Annotated in this window: 17 protein-coding genes; 12 read left to right on the forward strand and 5 right to left on the reverse strand. The window is 73.9% G+C overall.

Going from position 1 to position 18,308, the window contains the following annotated elements; genetic code table 11:
* Positions 1-14 precede the first annotated feature (14 nt).
* Positions 15-422 carry an SgcJ/EcaC family oxidoreductase gene (locus ACFY0D_RS14710; protein WP_390798680.1) on the forward strand — a complete coding sequence of 136 codons (408 nt, stop codon included), beginning with the start codon at positions 15-17 and terminating at the stop codon, positions 420-422.
* 208 nt (positions 423-630) lie between these two features.
* Entirely contained in the window at positions 631-927 is a 297-nt protein-coding gene (locus tag ACFY0D_RS14715) for a YciI family protein (protein ID WP_390798816.1), read from the forward strand.
* A gap of 53 nt (positions 928-980) precedes the next feature.
* On the opposite strand, the gene ACFY0D_RS14720 is transcribed toward ACFY0D_RS14715, so the two are convergent.
* The 4 genes from ACFY0D_RS14720 to ACFY0D_RS14735 all read right to left on the reverse strand — a co-directional run bounded on the left by ACFY0D_RS14720 (position 981) and on the right by ACFY0D_RS14735 (position 5,372).
* Entirely contained in the window at positions 981-1,832 is an 852-nt protein-coding gene (locus ACFY0D_RS14720) for an SAM-dependent methyltransferase (RefSeq protein ID WP_390798681.1), read from the reverse strand.
* Positions 1,833-1,916: 84 nt separating this feature from the next.
* Positions 1,917-2,756, reverse strand: a complete 840-nt coding sequence (locus ACFY0D_RS14725; protein ID WP_390798682.1) for a GNAT family N-acetyltransferase — start codon at positions 2,754-2,756, stop codon at positions 1,917-1,919.
* A gap of 150 nt (positions 2,757-2,906) precedes the next feature.
* The gene (locus tag ACFY0D_RS14730; RefSeq protein WP_390798683.1) at positions 2,907-3,707 is read right to left on the reverse strand and encodes a PaaX family transcriptional regulator C-terminal domain-containing protein; all 801 of its coding nucleotides are present in this window, start codon (positions 3,705-3,707) and stop codon (positions 2,907-2,909) included.
* 9 nt (positions 3,708-3,716) lie between these two features.
* A complete protein-coding gene (locus ACFY0D_RS14735) occupies positions 3,717-5,372 on the reverse strand; it encodes an AMP-binding protein (RefSeq protein WP_390798684.1) in 1,656 nt (551 codons plus the stop codon).
* A gap of 146 nt (positions 5,373-5,518) precedes the next feature.
* Here ACFY0D_RS14735 and ACFY0D_RS14740 point away from each other — a divergent pair, with 146 nt between their 5' ends.
* A complete protein-coding gene (locus ACFY0D_RS14740) occupies positions 5,519-6,652 on the forward strand; it encodes an acyl-CoA dehydrogenase family protein (RefSeq protein WP_390798685.1) in 1,134 nt (377 codons plus the stop codon).
* On the forward strand, positions 6,649-7,047 hold the full coding sequence (locus ACFY0D_RS14745) for a RidA family protein (protein WP_390798686.1): 399 nt from the start codon (positions 6,649-6,651) through the stop codon (positions 7,045-7,047). The genes ACFY0D_RS14740 and ACFY0D_RS14745 overlap by 4 nt, the downstream gene beginning before the upstream one ends.
* Before the next feature lie 168 nt (positions 7,048-7,215).
* On the opposite strand, the gene ACFY0D_RS14750 is transcribed toward ACFY0D_RS14745, so the two are convergent.
* Entirely contained in the window at positions 7,216-8,595 is a 1,380-nt protein-coding gene (locus ACFY0D_RS14750) for an aminopeptidase P family protein (RefSeq protein WP_390798687.1), read from the reverse strand.
* Positions 8,596-8,768: 173 nt separating this feature from the next.
* Here ACFY0D_RS14750 and ACFY0D_RS14755 point away from each other — a divergent pair, with 173 nt between their 5' ends.
* The 8 genes from ACFY0D_RS14755 (at position 8,769) to ACFY0D_RS14790 (ending at position 18,296) form a co-directional block, all read left to right on the forward strand.
* The gene (locus tag ACFY0D_RS14755) at positions 8,769-11,156 is read left to right on the forward strand and encodes a collagenase (protein ID WP_390798688.1); all 2,388 of its coding nucleotides are present in this window, start codon (positions 8,769-8,771) and stop codon (positions 11,154-11,156) included.
* Between the two features lie 122 nt (positions 11,157-11,278).
* A complete protein-coding gene (locus ACFY0D_RS14760; RefSeq protein WP_390798689.1) occupies positions 11,279-12,481 on the forward strand; it encodes an NAD(P)/FAD-dependent oxidoreductase in 1,203 nt (400 codons plus the stop codon).
* Positions 12,481-12,792, forward strand: coding sequence for a (2Fe-2S)-binding protein (locus tag ACFY0D_RS14765; protein ID WP_301365603.1), 312 nt, complete (start codon positions 12,481-12,483; stop codon positions 12,790-12,792). Before ACFY0D_RS14760 ends, ACFY0D_RS14765 begins: the two co-directional genes overlap by 1 nt.
* Positions 12,793-12,877: 85 nt before the next feature.
* Complete coding sequence (locus ACFY0D_RS14770; protein WP_390798690.1) at positions 12,878-14,332, forward strand: NAD(P)/FAD-dependent oxidoreductase; 1,455 nt, start codon at positions 12,878-12,880, stop codon at positions 14,330-14,332.
* A gap of 75 nt (positions 14,333-14,407) precedes the next feature.
* Complete coding sequence (locus tag ACFY0D_RS14775; protein WP_390798691.1) at positions 14,408-15,322, forward strand: dihydrodipicolinate synthase family protein; 915 nt, start codon at positions 14,408-14,410, stop codon at positions 15,320-15,322.
* An 18-nt stretch (positions 15,323-15,340) separates the two neighbouring features.
* Complete coding sequence (locus tag ACFY0D_RS14780) at positions 15,341-16,345, forward strand: proline racemase family protein (RefSeq protein ID WP_390798692.1); 1,005 nt, start codon at positions 15,341-15,343, stop codon at positions 16,343-16,345.
* Positions 16,342-17,358 (forward strand): proline racemase family protein, encoded by a 1,017-nt coding sequence (locus tag ACFY0D_RS14785; RefSeq protein ID WP_390798693.1) that lies wholly within the window; start codon positions 16,342-16,344, stop codon positions 17,356-17,358. The genes ACFY0D_RS14780 and ACFY0D_RS14785 overlap by 4 nt, the downstream gene beginning before the upstream one ends.
* A gap of 29 nt (positions 17,359-17,387) precedes the next feature.
* A complete protein-coding gene (locus ACFY0D_RS14790; protein ID WP_390798817.1) occupies positions 17,388-18,296 on the forward strand; it encodes an ornithine cyclodeaminase family protein in 909 nt (302 codons plus the stop codon).
* The last annotated feature ends 12 nt before the right edge of the window (positions 18,297-18,308 follow it).

Consider the following 18,308-nt stretch of genomic DNA (forward strand, 5'->3'; position numbering starts at 1 on the left):
CGATGATGATCCACATGACGACCGAAAACGCAGCCCGGACCGCTGACATCGAGGCCATTCACCAGGTGGTGGCCGCCGTCGAGGCCTCGCAGCAGGCCAAGGACCCCGACGCCTTCCTCTCCCTCTTCCATCCCGACGCCCTGTGGACCACCGGCGGGGGCAAGGTCCTCATCGGCCTGGACGCCATCTCCGAGTTCACCCGCGCGGTTCTTCCCGGCGCGAGCTGGGACGGCCAGGTCAGCTACACCGTCACCCACCTCCAGTTCCTCCGGCCGGACGTGGCCGCGGTCAAGGTCAGCCAGCTCTACCACTCGGCCGACGGCCCCGGGGACGAGGGCGTCCCGACGTACGTGATGACCAAGGACGACGACGGCCGCTGGCTCCTGACCGTCTGCCAGAACACCCAGGTCCCGAAGGCCTGAAGGGAGTTGCAGAAGGCTTGCCGTGGGCAGGCCGGAGGGATCCTGCAGGGGTGCGCCTTCAGGACACTAGGATCGGCCATGCGGACATGGCCCGTGCGGTGCTTGGAGAGACCGGCTTGGCCGGAGCGAACCTGGCTTCACCCCGACCTCGCCGGCTGCGTCCTGGACGGTGTAGGTATGAGGGTGCAAGGAGGCGAACGTGCAGTTCATGCTCATCGGTCGTGATGGGACCGATGAAGGCGCGTTGAGCCGCCGGCTGGCGGTGCGTGATGCGCATGTCGCTCTGGGCGACAAGCTCGTGGCCGAGGGAAGGTTGCTCTTCGGCACGGCTCTGCTCAGGGAGGACGGGAACATGATCGGTTCCATGCTCGTTCTCGACTACCCGTCGAGGGCCGAGCTCGATCAATGGCTTGCCGTGGAGCCGTACGCCACCTCGGGAGTCTGGGAAGAGATCACGATCACCCCGGTACGGGTCGGTCCTTCCTTCGTGGGTCTTCACAAGTAGTGGCGGGTCGCCCTGGCCTCAGGCCGGGGCGATCGGTTCCGGTGCCACTCTGCTCAGGGGAGTTCACCCGAGACGAGGTAGCGCCCGCGCGTTCCCGGAACGCCTGGTGCGACCACCGCGTCACCCCAGCGCCCGTAGTCGGCGTCGGGATCGCCGTACGCTGCTGTGCGAACCGTCCAGCCGAATTCGGAGAACAGCGAATCAGGTTCGTCGCTCCCGGATTTCCAGGGGTGGCCCTGTTCCTCCATCCGCGTGCGCCAAGACGCCATCGCGGAGCTGTCGAGGACGGTCTGGCCCACGTAGTCCGCGAGGATGCGGCTCCCGGACGCAGACATCTCCGACAGGTGCCGCAGCAGCACATCGCGCTGCATCGGGTCCAGGAAGTAGAGCAGCCCCTCGATCAGCCACGTAGTGGACCGGGCCGCGTCGAAGCGCGCTTCCAGCAACGGCGTGGTCCAGTCCGCCACCAGATCCACGCCCAGCGGGACCCTCTCGCACTGGCTGCGGGCGCCGGCACGTTCAAGGAGCTCGTCCTTCAGCGTGAGCAAGGCGGGTCGGTCGAGTTCGAAGACAGTGACTCCGGTCGACCAGGGCAACCTGAAGGCCCGAGTGTCCATGCCCGCGGCGAGGAAGACGAACTGTCGCATTCCATCGCGGTCCTGTGCCACCAACTGGTCGTCGAGGTAGCGAGTCCGAACGGCGAGCGCAGGATCCTCCACGCCTGGCTGGACAGCACCTTCGAACCGACGCATGATCTCGGGACCCTCTGTGCCGGCCAGAAGACCCGCGAGGGGATCGCAGAAGAGGCGGTCCTCGCGGTCATGTTCACGCGCTCGCATCGACGCGGTCCACAGTGCGGTCTTTGCCAGCGGATCCAGCCGATCCCTCGACTCGGATGCTGCCACGCTCCCAAGCTCCCTTCGGATCACCCTGTCGGTGTGCACGCCATCCGATGCCAGGATGCCGGGCTGTTGAGGCGTTGACGTGCGTCACGCCGGGACGATCTCGGCGCGGTCCTCGACCGGGGCGTAGCCCAGGCGTAGGTAGACGCCGTTGCTGGTGGGGTTGGCCAGGTCCGTGAAGAGGAGGACCTCGGTGGCGCCGGCCGCGTACGCCGCTTCGCTCACCGCGTGCGTGACCGCGGCGGCGTAGCCGCGGCCGCGGTGCCCGGGCGGGGTGTAGACGGGGCCGATGCGGGAAGCGGGGCCGATCGGGCGGGAGAAGCCGGCCAGCGAGACGGGAGTCCCGGCGTGTTCCCACAGCCGGATCCCGCCGTAGGAGATCCGGTCGCGCAGCACGTCCTCGGAGGCGCTGCCCGGGACGCCCGCCTCGGCCCTGAAGGCCGTGGTCCACTCCAGCAGCAGCGGGAGGTCCGCCCCGGTGGCGGGCCGGGCCCGCCCGGCCGGGGCGGGATCCGGGGCGGTCAGGCCGGCCAGCCGGTACAGGCGCAGTTCCTCGGCGATCCGGGTGGGCCGGCCCCAGGCTTCGGCGAGTGCTTCCGCGTCCGGGCGGCGGGCGTTGAACGCGTGTGCTGCGGCGAGCAGCGGTTCGGTGGCGAGCGCGGCCCCCAGCGCGCGGACCGCCTCCCGGGGCAGCACGCCGAGCACGACCGGGAACGGCGGGGTGCACAGCAGGCCGCCGGCGACGGCGCCGTCGGGCCCGGTCCACCAGCCGAAGAAGGGGGCGCCGTCACCATAGGCCCCGGCCCCGCGGCGCCGCAGCCCGTCGGCCACGGTCAGCAGAAGGGTGTTGGAGACGGGCTGCGCGGCCGCGGCCGGGCCCGCCGCGGCCAGATAGGCCGTCAGGTCCGTACTGAAGGTCCAGGTCATGGTCCATCGTGGCGCGGCGCGCGGCGCGTCCGCACCCGGATTTCTCACGCGGGCAGCCAACGCGGCCGCGGACGGCGACTGCGGCGACTGCGGTGGGTGCGGAGGAAGACCGGAATGCGTTACAGCACCTCGTGACGCGGCCGGTTGCGTCTACGGTTCCGCGAACCCGGCCCCGATGTTCCGCAGCCGCTCGTGCAGCTCGGTGAAGACCGCCGCCGCCCGGTCGCCCGGCCAGTCCGCCGGGAGCAGTTCCCGCGGCAGGCCCGGGTCGGCGTACGGGAGGCGCCGCCAGGTGTCCAGAGCGAGGAGGTAACTCCGGTAGGCCTCCTCCGGGCTCGGCTCCGGGCCCGGCCGGAGCGCGCGCAGGACGGGTTCGTGCAGGTCGAGGAATTCCTCGTGCTGCTTGGCCAGGGCCGCCAGGTCCCACCAGCGGGCCACCGCCTCGGCGGTCGGGGCGAAACCGAGGTGGGCGCCGCGGAAGAGTTCCACGTACGGGGTCAGGTGCAGCCGCTCCAGGGTGTGCGCGGTCTCCTCGGCCAGCCGGGCCGGGGCGATCCACACGCCCGGCGCCACCGCGCCGAAACCGAGCCGGGCCAGCCGCGAGCGCAGCAGATGCCGTTTGTTCCGCTCCTGCTCCGGCACGGAGAACACCGCCACCAGCCACTCCTCCGACAGCTGCGGGCTGCCGTAGATCCGGCGGTCGCCGTCGTCCAGCAGCTGCCGCGCCTCCTCGGAGAGTCCGTACGCCGCCGAGCCGTCCGCCGCCCGCTCGGGCAGCAGGAAGCCGCGCCGCTTCAGCCGGGACACCGACGAGCGGACCGACGGGGCGTCCACGCCGGCCGCGCCCAGCAGGCGGATCAGCGCGGCCACCGGGACCGGGCCCTCGAAGGCCCGCCCGTAGGCTCCGTAGAACGTGACGATCAGGGATCGCGGAGTGTGCTGCTCGACCACGGGTTCACTCTAGATCCTGTCGGGTGGATCGGGCCGGGCGCCGGGATCGCGCAGCCGGAAGCGCTGCAGTTTGCCCGTCGCGGTACGGGGGAGGGCGGGGAGGAAGACGAAGGAGCGCGGGCACTTGTGCGGGGCCAGTTCCGCCCGCATGAAGGTGCGCAGGACCTCCTCCGTCAGCACCGCGCCGTCGCGTGCCACGGTGTACGCCACCACGATCTGCCCGCGGCGCTCGTCCGGGAGGCCCACCACCGCCGCCTCCACCACGTCCGGGTGGCGCAGCAGGGCTTCCTCCACCTCGGGGCCCGCGATGTTGTAGCCCGCCGAGACGATCATGTCGTCCGCCCGGGCGACGTAGCGGAAGTAGCCCTCCGGATCGCGGACGTAGGTGTCACCGGTCAGGTTCCACCCGCCCTGTACGTACTCCCCCTGCCGGGGATCGGCCAGGTAGCGGCAGCCCACCGGGCCGCGCACGGCCAGCAGCCCCGGCTCGTTGTCCGGGACCGGGAGGCCCGCCCGGTCCACCACCCGGGCCTCCCAGCCCGGGACCACCCGGCCCGTGGTCCCGGGCCGGATGTCCTCGTCGGCGGCGGAGATGAAGATGTGCAGCAGCTCGGTCGCCCCGATGCCGTTGATGATCCGCAGGCCGGTGCGCTCGTACCAGGCCTGCCAGGTGGCGGCGGGCAGGTTCTCGCCGGCCGAGACGCAGCGGCGCAGCGCCGACAGGTCGTACATGCCCACGTCGTACGGGCCCAGCGCGTCCAGCATCGTCCGGTACGCGGTGGGCGCGGTGAACAGCACCGTCACCCGGTGCTCCGCGAGCGCGGGCAGCAGCCGGCGCGGCACCGCCTCCTCCAGCAGCAGCGCCGAGGCCCCGGCCCGCAGCGGGAAGACGACCAGTCCGCCGAGGCCGAAGGTGAAGCCGAGCGGCGGGCTGCCCGCGAAGACGTCGTCCGGGCGGGGCCGCAGCACGCTGCGGGAGAAGGTGTCGGCGACGGCGAGCAGGTCGCGGTGGAAGTGCATGCAGCCCTTGGGCCGTCCGGTGGTCCCGGAGGTGAAGGCGATCAGGGCGACGTCGTCCGCGGAGGTCGGGGCGGCCGGGAAGGGGTCGGGATGTCTCTCGGCCAGCCGGAGCAGGTCGCCCGGGTCCCCGCCGCCGTAGACGGTGATCCGCAGCCCCGGCACCTCGGCCTTGACCAGGTCGTCCAGCACGTCCGCATGGCACAGGGCGTGCCCCACCCGGGCCATCGCGCACACCGTGGCCAGCTCCTGCGCGCGCTGCTGGGGCAGTACGGTGACGGCCACCGCGCCCGCCTTCATCACCGCGAGCCAGCAGGCGGCGAGCCAGGGGCCGGTGGGCCCGCGCAGGAGCACCCGGTTGCCGGGGACCACGCCGAGGTCGGCGGTGAGCGTGTGGGCCAGGCGGTCCACGCGCTCGCGCAGACCGCCGTACGTCCACACCTCGCCCGCGGCGCTGCGGAAGGCCGGGCGGTCGGCGCCCGCGGGGCCGAATCGGGCGATGGTGGCGTCGAGCAGCTCGGCCCCGCAGTTCAGGCGGTCCGGGTAGGCCAGTTCGGGCAGATCGAAGAGGAGCTCCGGCCAGGTGTCCGCGGGTGGCAGATGGTCACGGGCGAAGGTGTCGGTGTGAGCGGAAGGCTTGAGGTCCAAGGCGGGTCGCCCCCCTTGCAGCGGTCCGGGGTGGGGTGGAGCCGGCCGTGCGGTGGTTCCTCCGGCCCTAGCCGGAAGGTCCTTCCAGGAGCGTATCGTGATGGTGACGGCAGTCAACAGGACGCGATAGATGCGGGGATGTTCGGATGACCGGATTCGCGCTCGGGGTGGACCAGGAGGAGTGGTGCGGGCAGTTGCGCGCACTGGCGGTGCAGCGGCTGCGGCCACTGGCCGAGAAGGGGGAGCCGGGGCGGGTCAACCGGCCGCTGCTGGCGGCACTGGGGGAGCTGGGCCTGCTGGAGCGGGTGTTCGCCTCGGGCGCGCTGGAACTGTGCCTGCTGAGGGAATCCCTCGCCTACGGTTGCACGGAGGCCGAGACGGCGCTCGCCCTGCAGGGGCTCGGGGCCTACCCGGTCCTGCGGGCGGGGAGCGGGGAGCAGCGGGAGCGGTGGCTGCCGCAGGTGCGCTCTGGGCGGGCGGTGGCCGCCTTCGCGCTGAGCGAGCCGGGGGCGGGCTCGGACGCGGCGGCGCTGGCGCTGGCGGCGACGCCCGATCCGGCCGGCGGGGGCGGCTGGCGGCTCAGCGGTGAGAAGTGCTGGATCTCCAACGCCCCCGAGGCGGACTTCTACACCGTGTTCGCCCGAACGGGCGAAGGGCCGGGGGCGAAGGGGGTCTCGGCCTTCCTGGTCCCGGCCGACCGCCCCGGACTCTCCGGCGCACCCCTGGACATGCTCTCCCCGCACCCCATCGGCTCCCTCGCCTTCGACGGGGTACCGGTCGCCCCGCGGGACCTGCTCGGCGAACCCGGGCGGGGTTTCCGCGTCGCGATGGACACCCTGAACCTCTTCCGGCCGAGCGTCGGCGCCTTCGCGGTGGGCATGGCCCGGGCCGCGCTGGACGCGACGCTCGCGTACACGGCGGACCGGCCCGCATTCGGCGGAACGCTGAGCGATCTGCAGGCGGTGGCGCACCGGGTGGCCGAGATGGCCACCCGCACGGAGGCGGCCCGGCTGCTGGTGTACGCGGCGGCCGGGGCCTACGACCGGGGGGCCGGGGACGTCCCGCGCCGGGCGGCGATGGCGAAGCTGCTGGCCACGGAGACGGCCCAGTACGTGGTCGACCACGCGGTCCAACTGCACGGCGCGGTCGCCCTCCAGCGCGGCCACCTGCTCGAACACCTCTACCGGGAGGTGCGGGCACCGCGGATCTACGAGGGGGCGAGCGAGGTGCAGCGCACGATCATCGCGAGGGAGCTGTACGGGGCGGTGGCGGCGCGATGAGTCTGGAGCGGATCAACCCGGCGGAGCTGTCGCCCGCGACGGGTTTCTCGCACGCGGTCGCGGCGACCGGCACCCGGCTGGTGTTCCTGGCGGGCCAGACCGCCCTGGACGGCGGGGGCAAGGTGGTCGGCGAGAGCCTGCCGGAGCAGTTCGAGGTCGCCCTCGCCAACCTCCTGACGGCCCTCGCCGCGGCCGGCGGCACCCCGGCGGACCTGGCCCGGGTGACGGTGTACGCGGTGGACGTGGCGGCGTACCGGACCCACGCGGCCGAACTGGGCCGCATCTGGCGGCGGTCGGCCGGCCGCGACTATCCGGCGATGGCCGTCATCGGCGTGGTCCGCCTCTGGGACGATCAGGCCCTGGTGGAACTCGACGGCGTGGCGGTGCTCGCGTAGCGGCGCCGCTGCCCTGCCGGGGCTCCGCCCGGACCCGGTCCTCGAACTCCCCCGGCCACCGCCGGGAGGTGCCCCCTGGACGGGCTGAAACATCAGCCTCGCCGGCGTTTGAGGCGCGGGGTCCGGGACGGAGCCCCGGCAGCGGCGCCGCAGGCGAACCCGTGGTGGTCAGGACCGGTCGGGTTCCAGGAGGCGGCCCATCCACTCCTCGATCCCGGACACCGTGCGCGGCAGCGCACCCGACATCAGGCGCGCGCCGTTCGCCGTGATGACCAGGTCGTCCTCGATGCGGACGCCGATGCCCCGCAGCTCCGCCGGGAGGGTCTCGTCGTCGGGCTGGAGGTAGAGGCCCGGTTCCACCGTCAGGACCTGCCCCTCCTCCAGTACGCCGTCCAGATAGGTCTCCGCCCGGGCCTTCGCGCAGTCGTGCACGTCGAGCCCCAGCATGTGGCCGCTGCTGCACAGCGTGTACCGCCGGTGCAGGTCGCCCTCCGCGTCCTTCAGCACGCCCCACTCCGCCAGGCCCTCCGCGATCACCCGCATACCGGCCCGGTGGAAGTCCCCGAAGCTCGCCCCCGGGCGCAGCGCCGCGATGCCCGCCTCCTGGGCGGCCAGGACCAGCTCGTACACCTGGCGCTGGACGGGGGAGAAGCGGCCCGACAGCGGCAGGGTGCGGGTGATGTCGGCCGTGTAGAGGGTGTCCGTCTCCACGCCCGCGTCCAGGAGCAGCAGTTCCGCCCCGTTCAGCCGGCCGTCGTTGCGGATCCAGTGCAGGGTGCAGGCGTGGGCGCCGGACGCCGCGATCGTCTCGTACCCGGTGCCGTTGCCCTCCGCCCGGGCGCGCAGGCCGAAGACCCCCTCGATCCACCGCTCCCCGCGCGGATGCGCCAGCGCGCGCGGCAGGGCCCGTACGACGTCCTCGAAACCCGCCGTCGTGTGGTCGACGGCCAGTTGGAGCTGCTCGACCTCCCACGCGTCCTTCACCAGGCGCAGCTCCGCGAGCGCGGAGGCGAGTTCGGCGTCGGCGGACGCGTTGCGGCCGGCCGGTGAGCCGAGTGCGTCCAGGTGCGCGCAGCGGATACCGGTGAGGCGCTCGGCTTCCGCGAGGTCCGGCCGGCGGCCCACCCAGAACTCCCCGTACCGGCGGTCCCGGTAGAACTCCCCGTCCCCGTCCGCCCGCGGCGAGCGCGGCCGCAGGTACAGCACGGCTTCGTGGGCGTGCGGGCCCGACGGCTCCATGACCAGGACGTGGCCCGCCTGGTCCTCGCCGGTGAGGCCGGTCAGCCAGGCGTACGCGCTGTGCGGGCGGAAGCGGTGGTCGCAGTCGTTGGAGCGGACCTTCAGCTCCCCGGCCGGGACGATCAGCCGCTCGCCCGGGAAGCGGGCCGAGAGCCGCGCCCGGCGGGCCGGGGTGACGGCGTGGCCGGGAACCCGGCCGGAGTCGGGCAGCGGGGTCGCGGCCCAGTTGCCCGCCATGTACCGGGACAACTCCGGGGACACCGGGCGGTCGTGACTGCCCGTGTTGAGGCGGGCGGACGCGTCGGTCACGAGGACTCCCTCAAGAAAGATGCGAACTGGTGGGCGCACAGGGCTTGTCAGTGCAATTTCACATTACTATGTTACAGCTCACATTGCGGCACGTTAACCCCCGTCAAACGCCGTGTGACGCAGGGCAGTTCACGCACCACCCCCCACCTCACCTCTCCCATCAGGAGTTCTCGGTGCTCAAGCACAGAGCTGTGCGCTCTTCCCTTCTCGCCTCCGCCGTAGCCGTGACCCTCCTCGCCACGGCGGGACAGGCCACCACGCAGGCCGCCGAGTTCACGGCCCCGGCCACCTTCACCGGCGCGCAGGCCGCCCCCGCCACCCCCGCCCCCGGCCCCACGGGGAACCCGTTCGACGAGGTCGACCGCCTGGCCGACGCGAAGGACAACACCCCGGCGCCGGCGCCGGCCCCCGGCGGCCAGAACATCGCCGGGCAGGTCCCCGGTGCGGCCACGCCCGCCGCCGCGCCCGCCGACGACCTGCAGAAGCGCGGCAAGGCGGTCAAGGCGGCCCCCACCGCGAAGAGCGTCGCCGCGGGCGTCCCCTGCACCCTCGACGGGATCACCGGTCTCACCCCGGAGCAGTTCGCCGACTTCCTCGGCGACCAGGCCGTCCTCGCCGACGGCTGTCTGCGCGGGCTCATCTGGACCTGGGACGCCCGCCTGGCCCCGGTCATGTCGGACGCGCACGTCCAGGCCGTCTCCCGCCGGATATCCGGCCTGGCCGCCGCCCACGACGGCCGTAACTCCTCCCACCTGGAGGAGATGTTCACGTATCTGCACGCGGTCGCCTACCACGACTACTCGCGCTCCGAGATCGACGTGACCGACGCCCCCACCGTCGACGCCATGCGCCGCGCCATCGCCGACTTCGGCGCCGCCGCCCACACGTTCGACGCGACCCCCACCAACGCCCGCACCCTGCGCGAGGCCCTCTACGCCGGCAGCGCGCCCGGCCTGCGCCAGCACCAGCTCGGCCTCATCAAGAAGGTCCTGGCCACCATGGACCCGGCCCACCCGGCCACCCACCTCGACGCCGGCTGGGCGGGCGCCGCGCTGGCCGCGCTCTCCGTGACCTACCTGGGCGTCTACCCGGGCAACCAGGACGCCGCCTTCCACTCCGCGGTGGCCGCCGACTCCTCCTACCGCGACGCCTTCAAGGCCTTCTCCGCCTACACGCACCTCAAGGACACGGGCAACGCCTGGGTGGTGCGCGACGCGCTGAGCGAGTACGCCCGCTTCGGCCAGGTCGCGGGCCTGAGGGACCGGGTCGTCGCCGACCTCGGCGCGATGCTCGGCCCCGTCCGGTCCGCCTTCGGCGACGGCAGCGAGCCGTGGGCCAAGGTCGTCTCCTGGCTCAACTTCTACGAGGCCTGCAAGCCGTACGGGGTGTGCAAGGAGGACATCGAGAAGCAGCTGTTCCCCTACACCTACTCCTACGACAACGGCGCCATCAAGGTCCGCACCGCGCTGGACCGGGCCACCGTCGACCAGCTGTACTACGCGAGCAAGCAGGTGAAGTCCCAGTACCACCGCGTGCTCGGCACCGACCAGCCGCTCGCCGGCGACCCCAACACCACGCTGAACATCGTGCTCTACGCCTCCCGCGCCGACTACGTGAACTACCACCCGATCCTGACCGGCTACGGCACCAACAACGGCGGCATCTACATCGAGAACGGCGCCACCTTCTACACCTACCAGCGCCGCGTCCCGCAGGACTCCTCCCTCACCCTTGAGGAGCTCTTCCGCCACGAGTACACGCACTACCTCAACGGCCGCTTCGCCGTCCCCGGCTTCTTCGGCCAGGGCCCCTGGTACGAGAGCGACCGGACGACCGCCATGGACGAGGGCACGGCCGAGTTCTTCGACGGCGCCACCCGCGACAACGGCATCGCCGTCCGCAAGTCCCTCGTCAAGAGCATCATCAGCGACACGGCCGGCGGTGGCCCGCGCATGAGCGTCGAGCAGCTGCTGAACGCCACCTACGACGGCGACGGCTTCCGCTTCTACAGCTACGCGGGCACCTTCTTCGAGTTCCTGTGGACCGAGAAGCCCACGCTGCTGCGCGAGATGTACACGCACCTGCGGGCCGACGACGTGGCGGCGTACGACGCCTGGCGCCACCGGATGGGGGCGGACACCTACCTCCAGCGCGACTACGACCGCTTCCTGAACGCGCAGATCGCCAAGGTCGACCAGCTCTACGTGCCGAACACCTCCTTCACCCCGAACGACCGGCTGCGCGACGCGGCGCTCGCCTCGGTGAAGTCCTCCTTCGCCACGGCCACGTACAACACGCCGGACTGCGTGGAGAACGGCGACCCGGGCAAGCGCCGCTTCACCTGCACCGGCCGGATCACCGCGAACCTGAAGAACTGGCGCAACGACGACCAGAACTTCAAGGACATGTCGGAGACGGTCGACTACTTCATCCTCGACCGGGCGGGCGCGGCGTCCAACAACCTCGCCGACATGAACTGTTCCTTCGGCCCGGTGGAGATCTGGACCAACAAGGTGGCGGGCACCTCCGGTTACAGCTGTGAGGGCCCCCTCCGCAGCTGACCGGCACCTGACCGGCAGCTGACCGGCACCTGCCCGGCGCCGGACCGGTCCCGCATCCGAGGGGGGTGCGGGACCGGTCCCGGCATCTGGGCAGACCCTAAAGAATGTGACATATTACTGCCGTGCTCAAGAGACACTCCCTGGACGCCGTGATCATCGGCGCCGGCGTCGTCGGGGCGGCCTGCGCCTACTACGCGGCCCGCGCCGGACTCTCCGTGGCCGTGGTCGACCGGGGCCCCGTGGCGGGCGGCACCACCGGTGCCGGCGAAGGCAACCTGCTCGTCTCCGACAAGGAGGCGGGACCCGAACTCGACCTCGCCCTGCTGTCCACCCGACTGTGGACCGAACTCGCCGCGGTCCTCCCGCCGGACATCGAGTACGAGCCCAAGGGCGGGCTCGTCGTCGCCCCCGACGAGCGGACCGTGAAGGCCCTGCGGCACTTCGCGGAGGGGCAGCGCGCGGCCGGCGTCGACGCGGTCGAGGTGGCGGCGGACACCCTGCGCGACCTGGAGCCGCACCTGGCCCCGGGCCTGGCGGGCGGCTTCCACTACCCGCAGGACGCGCAGGTCCAGCCCGCCCAGGCGGCGGCCCGGCTCCTGGCCGCGGCGCGCGCCGCGGGTGCGGCCGGAGCCCCGGCCGCCGAGGTGTACCTCGGCGAGGAGGTGACGGAGATCCTGCTGGACCGGGGCGCCGTACGCGGGGTGCGGACGCGGCGCCGCGAACTCCTGGCCCCGGCCGTGGTGAACGCGGCCGGCACCTGGGGCGGCCACATCGCCTCGCTGGCCGGGGTCACCCTGCCCGTCCTCCCGCGCCGCGGCTTCGTCCTGGTGACCGAACCCCTGCCGAGGGTGGTCCGGCACAAGGTCTACGCCGCCGACTACATCGCGGACGTCGCCAGCGGATCCGCCGCCCTGCAGTCCTCGGCGGTGGTCGAGGGCACCCCGTCCGGCCCGGTCCTCATCGGCGCCACCCGGGAGCGGGTCGGCTTCGACCGCACCCTCTCGACGGAGGCCCTGCGCCGCCTGGCCGCCCAGGCCGCGGAACTCTTCCCCGTCCTGGCCGACGTCCGGGTGATGCGCGCCTACCACGGCTTCCGCCCCTACCTGCCCGACCACCTCCCGGCGATCGGCCCGGACCCGCGGCGCCCCGGGCTGCTGCACGCCTGCGGCCACGAGGGCGCGGGCATCGGCCTGGCGCCCGCCACCGGAGCGCTGATCGCCGCCGCCCTGACGGGAGCCGAACCGCTCCTCCCCGCACACCCGTTCCGCCCGGACCGCTTCGCCGCGGACCCGGCCGCCACCGACACCCCCGAGGAGCAGCACTGATGCGCAGCCCCCGCTCGCTGGTCGGCGGCAGCCCGGCAGCCGCGCACGAGATCACCTTCGACGGCCGGGAACTGCCCGCCCTGCCCGGCCAGAGCATCGCCGCCGTGCTGTGGGGCGCGGGCATCCTCGCCTGGCGGACCACCCGGGAGGGCGGCGCCCCGCGCGGCGCGTTCTGCGGGATCGGCAGCTGCTACGACTGCCTCGTCACCGTCAACGGCCGCTCCAACCAGCGCGCCTGCCTGGTCCCGGCCCGGCCGGGGGACACCGTCACCACCCAGGAGGGAACCGGCCATGCCGACCTCGCCGTCTGAGCCCGCCGGCCGCGCGGGCCGCGCCTGCCGCGCGCATCCCGCGGGGCCGCCGAGTCCTGCCGCCGTGTCGGCGCCGGCGCCCGTCGTGGCGTCCGCTTCCGGGCCGGCGCCGGCCCGTGCCGATCTCGCGATCGTCGGAGCCGGCCCGGCCGGGCTGGCCGCGGCCGTCACGGCCGCCCGCCTCGGCCTGCGGGTCACGCTCCTCGACGCGGGCGACCGCCCCGGCGGGCAGTTCTACCGCCACCCCGCCCCGGGCCTGGGCGCGGCCCGCCCCGAGGCGCTGCACCACGGCTGGGCGGAGTTCGCGACCCGCGAAGCCGCCCTGCGCGCCCACGAGTCGGCCGGCCGGATCACGTACCTCCCGCTCCACCACGTGTGGGCGGTCGTCCCGCGCGAGGCGGCCGTGGCGGCCGAGGCGCGCCGCGGGCCTGCCGCACCCGCCGCGGAGTGGATCCTGCACGCCGTCGCCGGCCACGCCCCCGAGGAGCGGGCCACCGCCGTCACCGCCCGGGCCGTGCTCATCGCCACCGGCGCCTACGAGCGGCAACTGCCCTTCCCCGGCTGGACCCTGCCGGGAGTGGTCGGGGCCGGCGGGGCGCAGGCCATGCTCAAGGGCGGGCTGGTCCTGCCGGGCAAGCGGGTGGTCGTCGCCGGGAGCGGACCGCTGCTGCTGGCCGTGGCCGGGTCGCTCGCCGCCGCCGGAGCCACCGTGCCCGCCGTGGTGGAGGCCGCCGCGTACACCGCGTACGCGGGCCAGGCCCCCGCACTGCTGCGCAACCCCGGCAAGCTCGTCGAGGCCGCCGTCCACGGCGGGGCGCTGGCCCGCCACCACGTCCGGCTCCTCACCCGGCATGCCGTCATCGAGGCGCACGGCACCGACCGGGTCGAGGCCGTCACCGTGGCCCGGCTCGACCGCACCTGGCGACCGCTGCCCGGCACCGCCCGCCGGATCCCCTGCGACGCCCTGGCCGTCGGCCACGGACTGGTGCCCCAGCTGGAGTTGGCCACCGGCCTCGGCTGCGCGACCCGCCCCGGCCCGGACGGCGCCGTCGCCCTCGTCCTCGACGCCGGGCAGCGGACCTCCGTCCCCGGCATCTGGTCGGCGGGCGAGACCGGCGGCATCGGCGGGGCCCAACTGGCCATGGCCGAGGGCGAGCTGGCCGCGCACTCCATCGCGGGTACGCCGCCCGGAGCCCGCCTCACGCGCCGCCGCGCCCGGCTGCGCGCCTTCGCCGACGCGATGGCCGCCGCCCACCGCCCCGGCGCGGGGTGGACCGGCTGGCTCCGCGACGACGACGTCGTCTGCCGCTGCGAGGAGGTGCCGGCCGGGCGGATCCGCGAGGCCGCCGAGGACCTCGGCGCGCGGGACGCCCGTACGGTCAAACTCCTCACCCGGGCCGGTATGGGCTGGTGCCAGGGCCGGATGTGCGGCCCGGCCGTCGCGGCCCTGGCCGGGGAGGAGCCCGCGCCCGACCGGCGTCCGCTGTCCTGTCCGGTTCCGCTGCGCCACCTCGCCGAACTTCCGCCCGCCGGGCACTGATCGGGGCGCCGGGGCCCTTGTGGCCACGCCGCACCCGCTAGTAAAATGTCACACACCACTCTAGGGAGCTCTCACATGACCCACGCGCACACCCCCGCGCCCCGCACCCGCCCCTGGCACGGAATCATGGTCGCCACCGCGCTCCCGCTGCGCGAGGACCTCACCGTCGACCACGACGCGTACGCCGAACACGTGGCCTGGCTGATCGAGGGCGGCTGCGACGGCGTGGTCCCCAACGGCTCCCTCGGGGAGTACCAGACCCTCACCGACGAGGAGCGGGCGCGCGTCGTGCGCACCGCCGTCGAAGCGGCGGGCGACGGTGCCCGCGTGATGCCCGGCGTCGCCGCCTACGGCAGCGCCGAGGCCCGCCGCTGGGCCGACCAGGCCGCCGAGGCCGGCGCCGGCTCCGTACTCCTGCTGCCCCCCAACGCCTTCCGGGCCGACGAGGACGCCGTACGCGCCCACTACGCCGAGGTCGCCCGCGCCGGGCTGCCCGTCGTCGCGTACAACAACCCCATCGACACCAAGGTGGACCTGACCCCGGACCTGCTCGCCCGGCTGTACGCCGACGGCTCCATCGTCGCCGTCAAGGAGTTCAGCGGCGACGTGCGCCGCGCCTACGAGATCGCCGAGCTCGCCCCCGGCCTCGACCTGCTCATCGGCGCCGACGACGTCCTCCTCGAACTCGCCCTCGCGGGCGCCGTCGGCTGGATCGCCGGCTACCCCAACGCCCTGCCGCGCTCCTGCGCCCAGCTCTACCGGGCCGCCGTCGCCGGTGACCTCGACACCGCTTTGCCGCTCTACAAGTCCCTGCACTCGCTGCTGCGCTGGGACTCCAAGACCGAGTTCGTCCAGGCCATCAAGCTCTCCATGGACCTGGCCGGGCGCCCCGGCGGCGCCACCCGCCCGCCGCGCTTCCCGCTCACCGGCGAGAGCGAGGCCGCCGTCCGCGCCGCCACCGAGAAGGCCCTCGCCGAGGGCCTCAACTAGCCGTCCGGGGGACCGCACATGCGTACGCGCCACGTCTACCACGCGGTGGACTCGCACACCGAGGGCATGCCGACCCGGGTCATCACCGGGGGAGTCGGGGTGATCCCCGGCGCCACCATGGCCGAGAAGCGGCTCCACTTCATCGCACACATGGACCACGTCCGGACCCTGCTGATGTACGAGCCGCGCGGACACTCCGCGATGAGCGGCGCCATCCTGCAGCCGCCGACCCGCCCGGACGCCGACTACGGCGTCCTCTACATCGAGGTGTCGGGCCTGCTCCCCATGTGCGGGCACGGCACCATCGGGGTCGCCACCGTCCTCGTCGAGACCGGCATGGTGCCGGTCGTCGAGCCGGTCACCACCGTCCGGCTCGACACCCCGGCCGGGCTGGTGAGCGTCGACGTCCGGGTCGAGGACGGGGCGGCCACCGCCGTCACCCTCACCAACGTCCCCTCCTTCAGCGTCGGCCTCGACCTCAAGACCGAGGTCCCCGGCTTCGGAACGATCACCTACGACCTGGCCTACGGCGGCAACTTCTACGCCTTCGTCGAACTCGACGCCCTCGGCCTGCCCTTCGACCGCGCCCGCGGCGACGACCTGATCGCCGCGGGGCTCGCGGTGATGGACGCGGTCAACGCCGGCCCGGACCGGCCCGTCCACCCCGAGAACCCCTCCATCGCCGGGGTCAAGCACGTCTACCTCGCCGCCCCCGGCTCCGACGCCCACCGCTCCCGGCACGCCATGGCCATCCACCCCGGCTGGTTCGACCGCTCGCCCTGCGGTACGGGGAGCAGCGCGCGGATGGCCCAGCTGCACGCCCGCGGCCTGCTGGAGCTCGGCACGGACTTCGCCAACGAGTCCTTCATCGGCACCGAGTTCACCGGCAGGCTGGTCGCGGAGACCACCGTCGGCGGCCTCCCGGCCGTCGTCCCCACCGTCACCGGCCGGGCCTGGATCACCGGCACCGCCCAGTACTTCCTCGACCCGGCCGACCCCTTCCCCGGAGGGTTCCTGCTGTGATCGCCGTCCGCACGGTGGACTACCACACCGCCGGCGAGCCCTTCCGGATCGTCGACTGCGGCGCGGAGGGCCCGGCCGTGCCCGGTGACACCGTCGCCGAGCGCTGCGCCACCGCCATCGGCCCGGGAGGCTCGGGGACCGCTCCGCGCCGGGGCGCGCTGGACGACGTACGGCGCCTGCTCGTGCAGGAGCCGCGCGGGCACGCCGGGATGTACGGGGGGTTCGTGGTTCCGGCCGACGACGACGGGGCCCACTTCGGTGTGCTGTTCTGGCACAAGGACGGCTACTCCACCGCCTGCGGCCACGGCGCCATGGCCCTCGGGGTCTGGGCCGTGGACACCGGCCGGGTCGCCGCCCCGGACGACGGGGACGCCCCGGTGCGCATCGACGTACCGTCGGGGCGGGTCACCGCCACCGTCCACCGCGGCGGGGGCCGCACCACCGGGGTCACCTTCCGCAACGTCCCGGCCCGGGTCGGCGCCCGCAAGGTCCCCGTGGCCACCTCGTTCGGGCTGGCCGAGGTGGACATCGCGCACGCCGGGGCCTGTTACGCCGCCGTCCGCGCGCGCGACCTCGGCCTGGACGTCTCCCGGGCGGCGCTGCCCGCCCTGGTCCGGGCGGGACAGGAGATCCGGGCGGCGCTGGCCACCCACCCCGCCACCTGGCACCCGGACGGCCCGCTGCTCTCCGGGGTCTACGGGGTGATCCTCCACGACGAGCTGCCCGACACCCCCTTCGGGCCGCACCAGCGCAACGTCACCGTCTTCGCCGACGGGCAGATCGACCGTTCGCCCTGCGGCTCCGGGACCTCGGCGCGGCTCGCGCTGCTCGCCGAGGACGGGCGGCTCGGCCCGGGAGAGGACCTGCTGCACGAGTCGGTCACGGGCACGGTGTTCACCGGGCGGATGCTGGACGGCGGGGTCACCGAGGTCACCGGCACCGCCCACCGCACCGGCGAACACGCCTTCGTGGTGGACCCGCACGACGCGCTCGGCACCGGATTCCTCCTGTGACGGGCATCCCCCAGCTCGCCGCCGGGCGGATGGCCGCCCTGCTCACCCCGGCGGCGGCCGCCGACGCCGTGGCCGCCGCCCTGCTCGGCGGCCTCGACCCGGAGAGCTGCCCGCCGCGTTCCGCGATCGAGGTGCCCGGCGGGGGCGAACTGCTGCTGATGCCGGCCGCGTCCGGCTCGTACGCCGGGGTGAAGATCGCCGGGGTCGCGCCCGGGAATCCGGCCCGCGGGCTGCCCCGGATCACGGGCTCCTACCTCCTCCTGGACGGCCCCACTCTGCGCCCGCTGGCCCTGCTCGACGGCGCGGCGCTGACCACCCTGCGCACCCCGGCGGTCTCCGCCCTCGCGCTGCGCCACCTGGCACCTGCCGGGCGGCCGCTGCGCCTGGTGCTCTTCGGCTCGGGGCCACAGGCGTACGGGCATCTGGAAGCAGCCCTGTCCGTACGGGAGTTGGCCGAGGTCGTGGTGGTCGCCCGGTCCCCCGGGGGCGCGGAGCGGCTCGCCGCGTACGCCCGCACCCTGGGTCCGGCCGCCCGGACCGGCAGCCCGAAGGACGTGGCCGACGCCGATCTGGTGATCTGCTGCACCACGGCCCGGGAGCCGCTTTTCGACGGGCGCCTCGTCGGGCCGGGCGCCACCGTCGTCGCCGTCGGCTCGCACGAGCCGACGGCCCGGGAGACGGACACCGCCCTTGTGCGACGGGCGGCGGTGTACGTGGAGTCCCGGGTGGCGGCCCTGCGCGAGGCGGGGGACCTCCTTGTCCCGGAGGCCGAGGGGGCCATCGGGCCCGGTCATATCACCGGCACCCTCGCCGACCTGGTGGGCGGGCGGATGCCGGCGGCCGGGCCGCGGAGTTGTCCACAGCTCTTCAAGAGTGTGGGCATGGCCTGGGAGGATCTCGCTGTGGCGGTCGCGCTGTTCGAGGCCGCCGGAGTGTGAGCAGCGCAACGT

This window comes from Streptomyces sp. NPDC001502 (genome assembly GCF_042894785.1).
Taxonomy (GTDB): domain Bacteria; phylum Actinomycetota; class Actinomycetes; order Streptomycetales; family Streptomycetaceae; genus Streptomyces; species Streptomyces kutzneri.